This is a genomic window from Streptomyces sp. NBC_00878, assembly GCF_026341515.1.
Classification (GTDB): Bacteria; Actinomycetota; Actinomycetes; order Streptomycetales; family Streptomycetaceae; genus Streptomyces.
Map to the genome: position 1 here is coordinate 7,051,362 of NZ_JAPEOK010000001.1, position 13,546 is coordinate 7,064,907.

Below are 13,546 nucleotides of genomic sequence, written 5' to 3' on the forward strand. Positions count from 1 at the left end.
ACCCGGCACCCCCTTCGTCGACGGTGCGTCTTTCAAGATGCTTCTGCGCGCCTCCGGCCCACCGGTTCGGGGATCACCTGGACGGGCGGGGCGGCGGTGCGCAGTCGGTGGCGCACTCCTCGTACGAGTGTCGTCGCCGTGAAGGTCGCTCCGTGGACGAAGCGCATGGCCGGGCCGAAGGCGGAGGCGGTCGCCAGGCCTGCCAGGAACAGTCCTTGGCGCGAGGACTCGAAGCCCCGCCCGACAGCAGGGGAGCCGTCGGCCGTTGTTGCCAGGCTCCCACGCAACTCGGCGGAGAGCAGGTCGAGTCGGTCCAGGCCTGCCCGGAACCCCGTGGCCGTGATCACATGTTCGGTATCCAGAGAGCTCAGCTCCCCGGTCCGGCTCACCGTCTCCAGCCGTACGCCGCCCGGCACCGCACGGGCCGCGGAGACCTCGCGGCCGAGCAGCATCTCCACCACCGGCTCGACCCGGTCCCGTACCCACCAGGCGCCCGCCGGTCCCAGCGCGGTGGCCGCGATGCGGGTGCGGGTCGCCTCGGGGAGGCGACGGAAGAGGTCCGGACGCTCGGCGTAGAACCAGTTGCGCCAGCCGCAGCCGAGGCCGCTGTGCGGGGTGCGGGCCGACTGCCACCAGAGGCGCTGCAAGGGCGGCGGCACGTCGTTCCAGCGCAACCGTTGCGCCCGCGCCAGCACCCGTACGCGCGTGCCTTGTTCGGCGAGGAGTGCCGCCGTCTCCAGGGCAGCCTGGCCGCCGCCGATCACCGTGACGTCCATGCCGCGGAAGCGGCCGAGGTCACTGTGGTGGCTGCTGTGCGTGACGAGTGCGGGGTGCAGGCCACGCAGGGGGGAAGGCACCTCTACGAAGGGCATGACGCCGACCGCCAGCGCGACCGTCCGGGCGCGCAGCACCTCTCCGTCCTCGGTGACTGCTTCGAAACCGACCGGACCGGCTGCCACCCGGCTCACCATGCGCTCGTCCACCGGGGGCACGGCGTTACGCGCGAACCACAGGCCGTACTCGGCGAAGGTCTCCACCGGGATCGGCTCCGCATGGTTCGCCGTGAGCCCTGCGGCTGCGCAGTACGTGTCCAGACGCCAACGACCGTCGGGGTCGGCGAGGTTGGAGGCCCACGGCTCCGACTTCAGGTACATGCCGCGGGGCATGTGGGCTCGCCAGGACGCCATGGGCCGCCCGAGGACGCGCAGGTCAAGCCCTGCGGCCGCGGCGTGCGACGCGATGGACAGGCCGTATGGGCCGGCGCCCACCACCAGCAAGTCGTACATCAGCAACTCCTCGCTTTCTCGTCGTCGGTGAGGGGCGGTGCGTCCGCTTGGCGGACCACGCGTGCGGGTGCGGGTGCCGACGGGTGCGCGCGCAGCCGCTCCCGCAGTCGACCGGACACATGGCGGCACCACAGGGCCCACATCGCCCGGCCGGGAGCCGGGTCGTCCGGGGCGTGCCAGGCCAGTTCGCGTCCGTGCGGCGCGGGCCGCAGTGCGGCGAGCGGTGCGTAGTTCTCCACCACGAACGACCGCCCCACCAGGGGTGTGGCCTCCGGCAGGGGACGGTGCGTCAGGTCGAGATGCAGGGCGCGTACGACGTCCAGTCCGGCGGAGTCGCAGAAGAGCCGGAACTGGGCACCGAGGCGCGGGTTGAAGTCGAGCAGGTGATAGCGGCCCGTTGTGCCGCAGCGGCGGAAGTCGAGGTCGAAGATGCCGCGGTAGCCGAGATCGCCGGTGAGCCGCTCGGCGAGCGCCTGCACCTGCGGGTTGGCCGTCCAGCGGCCGACGGCGGTCAGGCCCGCCCCGCGCGGCCACGCCCGCTGCTTGCGGCCCGGCCCGCCCGCGCGCACAACGCCGGAGCGGTCGGCGTATCCGTGGAAGAACCAGTCGCGGTCCGGACCCGGCGGCAGATACGCCTGCAGCAGCAGCGGGCTGCCGGCCTCCTCGGTGCGCAGATACAGCTCCCGGGCCTGCTGAGCGGATTTCACCAGCACCGTGCTGTGCAGCGTGCTGTCGGCGGGCAACAGCCAGGGTCGGCTCCACTTCGCCACCAGCGGAAGTCCCAGCCGCAAGGTGGCGTCGGCGGCCTGCCCCGGGCTGTCCGGGACCAGGGTCACCGGGTGCGCGATGTCCAAGGACGCGCACACGGAGGCCAGACCGGCCTTGTCGGCGACGCGTTCGGGTAGCCCGCCGGGCCCGGCGGGCAGCAGATAGGAGGGCGCGAGTTCCTCACGCACGCGGCCCACGGCGATGGCGCTCGCGTCGTCCATCGGGACCAGGACGGCGGGCCGTGCGATCCGGGCGGTCACCCGGCGCAGTACGGCGGCGATCTCGCGGGGGGACGACCCGGGTTGCGGCGGAGGATGCGTTTCCCGCAGAAAACGCGATCTGGGTACGGGACTTCCCGTGGAATCGGCGACCACATGCACCTCCACTCCCGCTCTGCCGAGCGAACGCACGGCGCCCAGTGTTCCATGGTGAAAGGGATTCCGGTCGATCCGCAGCAGAACGGCGGGGACGCGAGTGTCGAGTAGTTGCACGGACTTCACTCCTTCGGCTTCGCTCACCCGTGTGGGCGAGCGAAGCACTCGAAAGCCGCAACGACAGTGGCGTTATGGCTTTTCATGTGACTGACTTCATGTGACTGGGTGTCAGTAATACGGAAAGCAATGGAGTAGAACAACGGCGGCAGCAGAAACGCCAGGACAGAAGACAGCAGGAGAGCGGAGAAAGGAGCAGGCATGGTTCTTCAGCAGTGTCGGGCCCGGACCAGGCGGCTGGCGGTCGTCGTGGCGGCGGTCGCCGTTTCGGCCGCGCTGGCCTCCGGTACCGGCTTCGCAGCGGGGACGGGGCCCCTCGCCGGTCCTTCCGCTCCGATGGCGGCCACCCCGGCGCCAACGGTGCCCGCGGCGGCCGCATCGGCCGCATCGGCCGCGCCGCCGGCACCGCAGGCATCCGCGGTCACCCCGGACCTCACGACCCGGCCCGTCATCGAGCCGTCGAAACCGGCCCCGCCGAACTCTTCCGCCGTCGCGTCGACGACCTCGGCGCCCGGCACGGAGCGCCCCGCCTTCGGCGCCTTCCTCGGCTCCGGAGTCCGGGGCGTGTACAGCATGCCGGGACTCAGCGGGTGGCTGGGTGGCGCCGAGCTGCGCGTCGGTCACACCTATCTGCCGGGGGACCGTTGGAGCAACATCGAGGGCACTGACACCTTCCTTGCTCCGTGGGCGCGCTGGCGCACGGCGAAGGACGACCGGATTTTCGTCCTCAACGTGCCCATGCAGGAGCGCAACGAGGAGGGGGTCTCCGACGCCGAGGTCAGGTTGCTGCTGCGGCAGGGTGCGGCCGGGCAGTTCGACCATCACTTCCGCGCACTCGCCGCCCGGCTGGTCGCGTTGAACGTGCCGGACACGGTACTGGTGCTCGGCTGGGAGATGAACGGCACGACCTACACCCATCGCTGTGGACCCGACCCGACGGCATGGAAGTCGTACTGGAACAGGATCGTCACCACCATGCGCTCGGTGCCGGGCCAGAAATTCCGGTTCGACTTCACGCCGAGCCGGGGACGGGACGCCGTTCCCTGGACGCAGTGCTACCCCGGGGACGACACGGTCGACATCATCGGCATGGACTCGTACGACCAGCCGCGAGGAGTTTCCTTCGACGAGCAGGTGGAAGAGCCATACGGACTTCAAGCACAAGTGGACTTCGCGAAATCCCATAACAAGCCCATTTCCTATCCCGAATGGGGGCTCTTCCGTAACGGGGACAACGCCGAATACATGCGGCGGATGCTCGCCTGGATCGATGATCACAAGCCGCTGTACAACACGCTGACCGACTACTGCCCGCACGGAGTCTGGCAGTGCGCGGACAATCCCAGATCTTCCTGGGTCTACCGGTCCGCTCTTTTCGGTAGCGCGGACGGACCGGCGACTTCGCCCACACCGCCAACGCCGTCCGTGCCCACCGCACCGTTGCCTCCGACAGGCTGCTCGCCGCTGCGCCCCGGCGACTGGGGCGACTACTGGTTCGGCGGGAGGCTGTGCCTGCGCCTCGACTGGTGGTTGCGGAGCCGATAGCGGCCACCGGTGGCGGGACCCTCGCGGGTCCCGCCACCGGTCCGCTCCCGGAAGCGACGCAGCAACTCCTTGCCCTGCCGCCGTGCGGCCACGTCGCCGATTACCGCCGACATCAGCGGGGCCGTGCGCCGCCGGGCCAGCAGCAGCCGCTGGTTGACGACAGGTTCGGGGCGCCAGTGGTGTTTGTAGGGTTCGTCGCCGCGCAGCAGGCTCAGCGTGCCCGGTCCGCCGTTACCCGTGTGCTGCGTGCATGCGTCGAGGAGTATCACTGCCACGTCCGCTTTGCGTTCCCGCAGGCGTGGATGGGCGCCGTACAGGTAGCCGCCCGCGAGTTGCCGCGACAGCAGCGTCAGGTCCACGGCCACCACGTCGTCGTCGAGCCGGAACTCGGTGACCACCGCGTCGCCGGAGCGCACCATCGGCTCCACGGAACGCACCAGGTGCTCGCAGAAGCGTGTCTGCAGGTGCTCCGACGTCACGTTACGGCCCTGCCACTGCAGTCGGTGCAGTTCGAGCAGCCGCTGAAGCGACGCGCCCACCCGGTCCGGCGGTACGACGTGCCGCTCCACGCCGAGCGACCTCAGCTTGCGCAGCTTGGCGCGGATTCGCTGGGCCTTGCCGGATGCCAGCCGGGATACCAGTTCGTCCATGGGCACGGTGGGCAGCTCCAGGCACAGCGAGTCCTGAAGCCGGCGGCGCGGCCCGCTCCAGCGCTCGTAGACGTGCTCGACCGCTCCGCCCGGCCGCACCTCGCGGAAGTCGATGAGCGCGGTGCGGGCGGCGGCCGACAGCGCCTCGGCGAGCACGGCGGCCGCCCGGTCCGCCCGCTCGTCGTCAATGAGAACGTCCCCGTAGTCGGAGATCGCCCCGCCGAGCGGTACGAGCCTGGGCACTGGGCCCCGCCGGAGCATCAGGGGTGCGGCGGCCACGAGTTCGGCACCCTCGCGCACGAGCACAAGCCGCAGCCGACCGGGCGTGCCGTACGAGAGCCACCACGAGTGCAGCCAGGCGTGGTTCTGGAACGGGGTCGCCGCGCCGCACCGCTTGTACAGCCGCCCCCAGTCCGGGGCCACCTCGGCGAAGGCGCGCCCGTCGGTGACGAGTTCCGTCGTGTACGCCGCCGTCACAGCTGTCCATGCACGTCGGCGGCGGTGGCCGGGCTGGGCACCGAGGCGGGTCCGGCGGTCTCGTCGCTTTCCGTCCGCCTCGGCCGTACGAGCAGCGCCAGGCCGCCGAGCAGGCCGCCCGCGCTCGTGCCGACCAGGCCGGTCACCATCCGTGACGCTGACGTCGGCTCGATCGGCCGCACCGCCGGTGAGAACTGGACGAGTTCGACGCGGGTACTGCCCTTGGTCTTGTTCGCGTGGCGGGTCAGCGCGCCGGTGACCGCGTTGGCCATGCCGGCGGCGAGGCCGGGGCGCTGGGAGGTGGCCGAGACGGCGATCATCGGCGCGTCCGGCGAGGTGGCCGTCCGCACGTTCCGCCGAAGAGTCCGCACCGGTACGCCCGCCGATCGCGCGTCCCCGAGCACCGCGAGCTGCGTGGCGGCGCGGCCGTACGCCTGTGCGAAGCCGAGTGCGGTGGTCGGGTCGGAATTGTTGGTGGGTACAGCGACGAGATAGCTGGTCGCCGTGTACGTCGGGGCCTTGAGCGTGCCGTAGGCACCGCCGAGCAGGCCGCCAACGAGTGTGCCGGCCGCGAGCAGCAACCAGGGCCGCAGGATGCGGGTGCGGGCCGGGCGGCCGGGCTGCCGGCGGACTTGAGTGGTTTTGTCGGTCGTCACGAACAGGCTCCCTGAGGTGAGGGGGACAATGAGCTGGACACCGCTGCCGCGTACACGTCCATGAGCCGGGCAGCGCTGTGGGAGATGCTGTAGCGGTGCGCGGCGTCCGCAGCCGTACGGGGCTGGGGGCCGGCCGCGCGCACTGCGGCGATGGCACGGGCGTACGCCTCGGGGCCGCCGCGCACGCGTAGGGCACCGGGGGCGGCCTGCGGAGGCAGGTCCTCGATCGCCGGGCAGGATGTGTAGAGCACGGGCAGGCCGGACGCCAGGGCCTCCACGACCGCCAGCCCGAAGGACTCCTCCGGGGACGGCGAAGCGAGCAGGTCCATGGCGGCCGTGAGGCAGGGCACGTCGGGGCCGGGGGAGCCGTCGGGGGTGTTGGGACGCTCGCCGGTGAACAGGACGCGGTCGGCCACGCCTGCCTCGTGGGCCGTGCGGCGCAGGACGTTCTCCTCCGGGCCGCCACCGACCAGCAACAGCCAGTGGTCGCCCGGAAGTCGGGCCATCGCCCGGATGAGGACGTCGAAGCGCTTGCCCGCGGTGAGGCGGCCGATCCCGCCGACGACATAGGCGTCGTCCGGCAGGCCGAGGCGTCGGCGGGTGTGGTGGCGCCGGGACACGTCGAAGTGGAAACGGGCCAGGTCGATTCCGTTGGGGACGACCTCGATGCGAGGGGAGGGCACGCCCCAGCGTTTGAGGCGGTCGGCGACAGCGGGGGAGACGGCGACCGTGGTGGAGCCGAGACGTTCGCTGGCGAGGTAGAGCGCGCGGACGCTCGCTGTCAGCTTCCGGCCTTCCATCTGGGAGTCGCCGAGGGAATGTTCGGTGGCGACCACGGCCCTGACACCGGCGAGTCGGGCGGCCAGCCGGCCGTAGACGCAGGCGCGATAGAGGTGGGTGTGGACCAGGTCGTAGCCACCCGCGCGGATCAGGCGGATCAGGCGGGGGAGCGCGGACAGGTCGTGGTTGGCGCCCATGCCGAGGTGGTGCACGCGGACGCCGTCGGCAACAAGCCCGTCGGCGACGGCGCCCGGGTTGGTGAGGGCCACCACCTCGCAGTCGACGGTGAGGTGCTGCAGCAGCAGGCGGAGCTGTTGTTCGGCGCCGCCGACGCCGAGACCGGTGATGATGTGCAGCCCTTTCATGTCACACGCCCTCCACGGGGCGCCGGCGCAGCCGGTGCAGCCGGTGCTTGAGGTGCAGCCGCCAGGCTGTGTCGTTCTGGCCGATGTGCAGACGCGGGAGGGCGTGCGGGCCGGTCAGGGGGCCGGGGTCGATGGCGCAGGCGTAGGCGTACCCGGCTTCGCGTACGGCGGCGACGGCGCGGCGGTCGACCGTGCCGTACGGGTAGCAGAAGCCGTCGACCGGAGCACCGATCAGCTCCGACAGCAGTGCCCTGCTGTCGGCGACCTCAGCCTTCAATGTGGCCTCGTCGGCCCGGGTGAGATCGACGTGCGTCAGCCCGTGCGAGCCGATCTCCACGCCCGCGGCAGCCGCCCGCCGGACGCCGTCCGCGGACAGCAGCGGCTTGCGCGGGCCGAGCGGGTCCCAGGAGTTGACGCCCCCGAGCCGGGCGGGCAGGACGAAGAGGGTGGCACCGCAGTTCCAGTGGCGCAGCGCCGGCAGAGCATGGGCGAGGAAGTCGGCGTATCCGTCGTCGAAGGTGAGACCGACCAGGCCCCGACCTTCGCCCCGGGCGCGGGCGGCGAACAGTTCGCGCAGGGACACGCCGCGTAGCCGGCGCCGGCGCAGCCAGGCCAGCTGCCGCTCCAGCCGCTCGGGCGTGACCGTGATGCGGTACGGGTCGTCGGAGCAGTCGCCCACGGAGTGGTACATCGCCACCCACGGGATCGGACGGGGCCGCGCGGCGGGGTGTCTGCCCGTGCCGACGGATTCAACTGGAACGGCCATGTCTCAGCCTCCGCGTGACGGCGCCTACGGAATGAAGCGCGGATGCGCGGCCCTGGGTGCCCAGGGCCAGTCCGAGCAGGAGGAAAACTGCGGTCACGGTCACGCAGCCGACCGCGAAACCCACCACCGGGGACCCCGGCGCGCTTGAGGCGGACGCCCCCGCCACCGTGGCGACCACCGCCGCCCGCAGCGGCCGGCCCAGATCGGACAGTACGTGCCGGGTATGGATGGGGACCCCGCGTGACCTGCTGTACTGCGCGGCTCGACGACGGCGGCCCGCGGTCCAGGTCGAGAAGACGAAGGAGCTCGGTCCTGCGGGTCTTCCCGCTCGCCGTGCGTTTTTGGGACGGGCGTGCCCGTTCGGCTCCTGCGCGAGACCGGCGAGCAGCAGTGCGGCCGTGACGGTGATGCCGGCGGCGTTGGCGGCGGCGATCGCCGACACGCCCCAGATGTCCACGGTTCCCACCCCGATCCAGGTGGTCGCGACGACACCCGCGGTCATGGCTCCGATCGGATACCAGGTCGGCCGCCCCGCCGAGAAGTACGTGCGGATCAGTACCCCCACCAGGGTCTGGCCGAGCAGCCCGAGGGCGTACACGCGCAGGACGCCCGCGGTCACCACCGTGTCCTGCGCGGTGAACGCACCCCGCTGGAACAGGATTGCGATGATCTGCGGAGCGCAGGCGACCACCGTGGCCGTGCCGAAGAGCACCAGGCGGCAAGCGAGCGCCAAGTCCCGCTCCACGCGGGCGCGAGCCCGTTCGGTGTCGCCGTCGGCGAGCGCCTGCGCGACCACCGGAAAGGTGACGGTGCACAGCATCAGCGACAGCGTCATCGGGATCTGGGCCACCTTCTGCGCGTAGTTGAGGTGCGAGATGGCCCCGGCGGGAAGGGTGGAGGCGAGGAAGCGCTCGATCAGGACCTGGGACTGGCGGCACATGGCGAAGAGGAGAACGCTGCTGATCAGGGCGAGGTTCATCGGGGGTACCTTGACCCCGCCGCCGGAAACGGATGGGCGACTCCTCAGCAGCCGCCGCAGGGACGGCAGTTGGACAGCGACCATCAGACAGCCGCCCGCCGCCACTCCGGCCGCCGCCGATCGCACGCCCCAGCGCTCGCCGAGCAGGAACATCGCGGCGATGATGCCGGCGTTGTAGGCCACGTAGATCGTCGCGGGCGCCAGGAAGCGACGGTGCGCCCGCAGAGCCGCGCTGCAGTACCCGGCGAGCCCGAAGCTCAGTACACAGGTCGCCGTCAGCCGGGTGCAGTCGGCGGCGAGGCCGGGTTCGGGCAGGCCGGGTGCCAGAGCCCCGACCAGGTAGGGGGCCCCTACGATGATCAGAGCGGACACGGCGACGAAGCCGAGGGACAGGCGGGGCAGGGTGCTGGCGACAAGGGAGCGAACCGGGTCGCCGGGGACGCCCTGGGCGCGCCGGGCCAGGGCCAGGCTGAAAGCCGGGATCATCGCGATGGCCAGGCCGTCCTCGATGAGCAGCGTGGCGGCGAACTCCGGTACGGTCCACGCGACCAGAAAGGCGTCCGTCTCGCTGCCCGCCCCGAAGAGCTGGGCCAGTGCCTGATCCCGCACCAGGCCGAGCAGCGCCCCGGCGACCGACAGCGACGCCGTGATCAGAGCGGCCTTCGCGATGAACTTCCCCGTAGCCGTAGCCAAAGGGGAGCCGGTGCCGTTCACGTCCTGCGTGGCTGCCCGTGCCGCGGGCACGACCACCCCGTCGGTCCCGCAACGGGGCGCACGCGGAGTCTGCGGCGGCGTCACGGGCATCGCGCCACGCTCTTCCGCGCGTTTCTGAGTACCGGAACCGGCGGAGCTGCCTGCGCCTCGCCGTTCCCGGCCAGCGCCCACCACGTCACCAACCCGAAGGACACGGCGGTCAGCACGGTGGAGGGGCCGCCGATGTCGGCGTACACGAAGTCGGTGAGCTGCCAGATCAGCAATCCGCAGGCGACCAGCCCGCAGTCGAGGCCGCGGCGCCCCGACGCGCGCGCCCGCACCGTCGCCCGCAGCCCGCACACCAGCAGCGCCAGCCAGCTCCCGGCGAACGCCATCAGCCCGAGCAGGCCCTGTTCGCTCAGCACCAGCAGATACATGCTGTGCGGTGACAGCAGCGGCTGCCTCCGGTACGCGGCCCCCGCGCCCTCGGTGTCGCTGCCCGACGACAGCGCCGGCGAGGCGTACGCGTCCCGGTACTCGGGGAAGCCCTTCAACCCGACGCCGGTCAGCGGGTGTTCGCGCCAGATGTCGGTGGCGGCCGCCCACATCGCGTACCGGTCGACGACGGACTGGTCGGGGGCGTCGGTGACCTGCGTGATGCTGTCGATCCGCTCCTCCAGCACCGCCGTGCCGACACTGAGACCGCCCACCAGGACCACGCCCGCCGCGGCTACGACCGCAGCCACCTTGAGCGCGCGCCGCAGCCCGGCCAGGACCAGCTGCACCGCGCAGGTCACAGCCGTCGCGATCCACGCGCCCCGGCTGAAGGACAGCGCGAGCGGCAGCAGCAGCGCCAGCGCGCATGCGAGGGCGACTCCCCTTTGCCGTACGGATGTCTGCCCGAGCGCGAGGGCGAACGCGCACACAAGGCCGATGCCGACCACCGTTGCCATCCCCATCACGTCCTGTGGCCCGAACGTGCCGACGGCCCGGATCTGCTCGCCCTGAAAGGAGGCGCCGGTCCGGGTGACGTACTGGTGCACTCCGACGGCCCCCTGCCAGCCCGCGAGCCCCACGAACGACCAGGCCAGCAGCCGGAAGTCGCCCCGGCCGCGGATCAGCAGCAGGACCGCCGCCGGGACGAGCACGAAGATCTGCAGATATCGGCCCATACCGCCGATCCCGGCCTCGGGCGAGTACGCCCCCAGGGCAGCGACGACCAGCCCGAGGACCGGCAGGCCCAGCACCACGGCGGCCGTACGCGGCAAGGGGCGCCGCCGGTCCCGTACGAGGCGGATCGCGCAGAGGAGCACCAGGAGTCCGGACACCGCGTCGGCGGGACCTGGGCCGCCCTCGCTGCTCGGGTCGAGCGGCAGCGCCAGCAGGGCGAGCACAGCCACCACGGGCAGGACCGGTGTCAGGACGGTGTCCCGGCGCATGAGCGGCGTCAGTGCGAGCGTCATGGCTCTCAGCTTCCCGTCGGACGCATGAGCGTGGCCACGGTGCGCAACAGGATGCACACGTCCTGCCACAGCGACCAGTTGTCGATGTAGACGTTGTCGAACCGGAAGCGGTCCTCGATGGACGTGTCGCCGCGCAGCCCATGGATCTGGGCGAGGCCGGTGACGCCGGTCCGCATACGGTGGCGAGCCGCGTAGCCGGGGTGGGCCTCGCTGAACTGTGCGACGAAGTAGGGGCGCTCGGGCCGAGGTCCGACCAGACTCATGTCGCCCCGGAGCACGTTCCACAGCTGGAGGAGCTCGTCGAGGGAGGTGCGCCGCAGCATGCGGCAGAACCCGCGCATCTCGTGTTCGTCCGCCACGCTCCACCGGGTCGCCGCCTCGTGCTCGTCGACGGGACGGTGAGTGCGGAACTTCAGCAGCGTGAACGGCTTTCCGCCCTTGCCGATGCGCTCCTGCCGGAACACCACCCCCGGCCCGTCGCTGATCCGCAGTGTCACCGCGCACACCAGCAACAGGGGGCTGACCAGCAGCAGCAGTGTCGCCGACACGACGATGTCGAGCGCCCGCTTGCCCACGCTGCCGCGTGGCGTCGTAGTCCTCTCCAGGCGCCTGCAGGAGAACCCTGCCAGTCGGTCCTTCGTCGCGTACGACGGGGAGTCCGCGTCCACCTCCCACACCACGCAACCCCGCTCGGTCAGCGCGCTCAGCAGCGGTCCCTGTTGGGTCCGTACGGAGGGGTGGACGGCCAGCACCGCCCGCACGCTGTTCTGGACGACCGCCCTCTCGACCTCTTCACCGGTCGTCAGAACCGGCAGGCCCCCGGCGCCGTCCTGTTGTTCGGCCACGATCCCCACCGGCCGTACCCCGCACCAAGGGTGCCGCGACACGGCGGCGGCCACGCGCTGCGCGGTCACCGCCGGGCCGATGACGAGCGCGGTGCGCGGGTTGCGCAGCAGCGCGGCGCGCCACCTCGCGTGCACGATGCCGCGCAGCGCGCAGCTCGCCGCAGCCTGCACGGCGAAGCCCACCAACAGGGTGCGCGTGGACAGCGCGTCGTCCGGCCGGTACGCCGCCACCAGTGCGGCGAGCGCCAGCCAGGCCACCGCTGTCCGGCGGCAGATTGCGGGCAGTTCGTCGAGGATGCCCGGCACCGGTCGGCGCGTTTGGTGCGGGCGCAGCAGCAGCGACGCGGCCAACAGCAAGGCCGATGGGAGCGGGCGGAGTTGAGTCCCGGCCAGTGTCAGGGCACCCAGCAGGGCGGCTGTCCCGTCCGCGACGAGCAGGGGCGCCGGCGAGGCCGACCGTGCGGGCCGCCTGTCGGCGGGGGACGGGGGACTCGGGACGGCGCCGCGCGACGGCATGACCGAGACGGGCGAGAATCCGTGATCCCGGGGCTGTGTGCCGGGAGGGGCGATAGTGCTGTCCGCGGTCACGAGTGGATGGACTCCCTATGCTCCGTGGGTGCGACGCGTGGTGCGGGTCGCACGCCGATCAGGTGGCGGTAGATGTCCGCAACCGCCTCGGCGGTGTGCCGCACGTCGTGCGAGGACAGGACGTACTGGAGCCCCTGGCAGCCGAGCGATGCGCGCAGCGGCGGGTCGAGCAGCAGTTCGGTGACGGCCCCGGCCAGCACCGCCGGGTTCTCGGGCGGGACCAGGCAACGGGAGGCGAGTGAGGGAGGCAGGCTCTCGCGGGCACCGTCGACGTCTGTGGCCACCACCGGCCGGCCGCAGGCCATCGCCTCCAGCGGGGCCAGCGCCATGCCCTCCCAACGGGACGGCAGAACGACGAGATCGGCGGCCTGGTACCAGGGGACGACGTCGGCGACGGCACCCGCGAACAGCACGGACCTCGGCGCGACCGCCCGAAGCCGGTCGCGGTCCGGCCCGTCGCCGACCAGGACGAGACGCGCGCCGGGCACCCTGCGGGCGACGGAACTCCACGCCCGCAGCAGGACGGCCTGGCCCTTCTGCCGGCACAGCCGCCCTACACAGACGACGAGCGGCGCGGCGGGATCGACCTCGCGCAACGGCCTCAGCCCAGCCCGTACGGTGCCGACGGGGGCGGGGCGGAAGCGCTGCAGGTCGACGCCGTTGGGGATGACGCTCCACCGCCCGCTGATCCCGGCGTGCACGCCGGTCATGCGCTCCGCCTCGCTCACGCACACCACCTGGGAGGCCCAACGCACCCCCCACCGTTCCCACGCCCGCGCGAGCGCCGAGGCGGCCCCGCCGGTGGCCTCGAACGACCAGGCGTGCGGCTGGAACACGGTGGGGATCCTCCCCCGGACGGCGAGCCGCCCGGCGAGCCCGGCCTTCGCGCTGTGCACGTGCACCAGATGAGGGCGTACTTCATCGATCACGCGTGCCAGCTGCCGTACCTCCCGTACGAGTGACGGACCCGGTGACCGCGTCGCCTGCCAGTGCCGTACGTCCGCGCCCAGTCGCCGGAGCCCTGTGGTGAGCGCGCCGTCGGGGCAGGCCACCGTGACGGCCAGGCCGGCCGTGAGTTGCGCCTGTACCAGGTCCGTCACGACGCGGGCGACCCCGCCGTCCACGGGCTGGGTGAGGTGAAGGACCCGTGACCGAGGGCTGGTTGATGACGTGTGCATGTGCGATGTCCTCGCT

Annotated in this window: 11 protein-coding genes; 1 reads left to right on the forward strand and 10 read right to left on the reverse strand. The window is 72.0% G+C overall.

All coding sequences use genetic code 11. The annotated features are described in order from the left end of the window. Window positions 1–32: 32 nt before the first annotated feature. Complete coding sequence (locus OHA11_RS30630; protein WP_266501977.1) at window positions 33–1,286, reverse strand: NAD(P)-binding domain-containing protein; 1,254 nt, start codon at window positions 1,284–1,286, stop codon at window positions 33–35. After that, a complete protein-coding gene (locus OHA11_RS30635; protein WP_266501978.1) occupies window positions 1,286–2,545 on the reverse strand; it encodes an ATP-grasp domain-containing protein in 1,260 nt (419 codons plus the stop codon). The genes OHA11_RS30630 and OHA11_RS30635 overlap by 1 nt, the downstream gene beginning before the upstream one ends. Before the next feature lie 201 nt (window positions 2,546–2,746). Between OHA11_RS30635 and OHA11_RS30640 the strand changes: the two genes are divergently transcribed. After that, the gene (locus OHA11_RS30640; RefSeq protein WP_266501979.1) at window positions 2,747–4,090 is read left to right on the forward strand and encodes a glycoside hydrolase family 26 protein; all 1,344 of its coding nucleotides are present in this window, start codon (window positions 2,747–2,749) and stop codon (window positions 4,088–4,090) included. Here OHA11_RS30640 and OHA11_RS30645 read toward each other — a convergent pair. Genes OHA11_RS30645 through OHA11_RS30680 form a run of 8 tightly spaced genes read right to left on the reverse strand, consistent with a single transcriptional unit; the run spans window position 4,033 to window position 13,530 of the window. Next, on the reverse strand, window positions 4,033–5,217 hold the full coding sequence (locus tag OHA11_RS30645; RefSeq protein ID WP_266501981.1) for a GNAT family N-acetyltransferase: 1,185 nt from the start codon (window positions 5,215–5,217) through the stop codon (window positions 4,033–4,035). The genes OHA11_RS30640 and OHA11_RS30645 overlap by 58 nt on opposite strands. After that, on the reverse strand, window positions 5,214–5,873 hold the full coding sequence (locus OHA11_RS30650; protein WP_266501982.1) for a lipopolysaccharide biosynthesis protein: 660 nt from the start codon (window positions 5,871–5,873) through the stop codon (window positions 5,214–5,216). The genes OHA11_RS30645 and OHA11_RS30650 overlap by 4 nt, the downstream gene beginning before the upstream one ends. Continuing rightward, window positions 5,870–7,018, reverse strand: coding sequence for a glycosyltransferase (locus OHA11_RS30655; RefSeq protein ID WP_266501983.1), 1,149 nt, complete (start codon window positions 7,016–7,018; stop codon window positions 5,870–5,872). Before OHA11_RS30655 ends, OHA11_RS30650 begins: the two co-directional genes overlap by 4 nt. A 1-nt stretch (window position 7,019) precedes the next feature. Further along, the gene (locus OHA11_RS30660) at window positions 7,020–7,784 is read right to left on the reverse strand and encodes a polysaccharide deacetylase family protein (protein WP_266501984.1); all 765 of its coding nucleotides are present in this window, start codon (window positions 7,782–7,784) and stop codon (window positions 7,020–7,022) included. Next, complete coding sequence (locus tag OHA11_RS30665) at window positions 7,768–9,567, reverse strand: lipid II flippase MurJ (protein WP_266501985.1); 1,800 nt, start codon at window positions 9,565–9,567, stop codon at window positions 7,768–7,770. The genes OHA11_RS30660 and OHA11_RS30665 overlap by 17 nt, the downstream gene beginning before the upstream one ends. Beyond that, entirely contained in the window at window positions 9,558–10,919 is a 1,362-nt protein-coding gene (locus tag OHA11_RS30670; protein ID WP_266501986.1) for an O-antigen ligase, read from the reverse strand. Before OHA11_RS30670 ends, OHA11_RS30665 begins: the two co-directional genes overlap by 10 nt. Before the next feature lie 5 nt (window positions 10,920–10,924). Then, window positions 10,925–12,352 (reverse strand): exopolysaccharide biosynthesis polyprenyl glycosylphosphotransferase, encoded by a 1,428-nt coding sequence (locus OHA11_RS30675; RefSeq protein WP_266501988.1) that lies wholly within the window; start codon window positions 12,350–12,352, stop codon window positions 10,925–10,927. Further along, complete coding sequence (locus tag OHA11_RS30680; RefSeq protein WP_266501989.1) at window positions 12,349–13,530, reverse strand: glycosyltransferase; 1,182 nt, start codon at window positions 13,528–13,530, stop codon at window positions 12,349–12,351. The genes OHA11_RS30675 and OHA11_RS30680 overlap by 4 nt, the downstream gene beginning before the upstream one ends. Window positions 13,531–13,546 lie beyond the last annotated feature (16 nt).

Bases quoted from the DNA above. Each gene is read 5' to 3' on its own strand.
- OHA11_RS30680 (WP_266501989.1), bottom strand. From the start codon at position 13,530: ATGCACACGTCATCAACCAGCCCTCGGTCACGGGTCCTTCACCTCACC.
- OHA11_RS30665 (WP_266501985.1), bottom strand. From the start codon at position 9,567: ATGCCCGTGACGCCGCCGCAGACTCCGCGTGCGCCCCGTTGCGGGACC.
- OHA11_RS30630 (WP_266501977.1), bottom strand. From the start codon at position 1,286: ATGTACGACTTGCTGGTGGTGGGCGCCGGCCCATACGGCCTGTCCATC.
- OHA11_RS30670 (WP_266501986.1), bottom strand. From the start codon at position 10,919: ATGACGCTCGCACTGACGCCGCTCATGCGCCGGGACACCGTCCTGACA.
- OHA11_RS30660 (WP_266501984.1), bottom strand. From the start codon at position 7,784: ATGGCCGTTCCAGTTGAATCCGTCGGCACGGGCAGACACCCCGCCGCG.
- OHA11_RS30640 (WP_266501979.1), top strand. From the start codon at position 2,747: ATGGTTCTTCAGCAGTGTCGGGCCCGGACCAGGCGGCTGGCGGTCGTC.
- OHA11_RS30655 (WP_266501983.1), bottom strand. From the start codon at position 7,018: ATGAAAGGGCTGCACATCATCACCGGTCTCGGCGTCGGCGGCGCCGAA.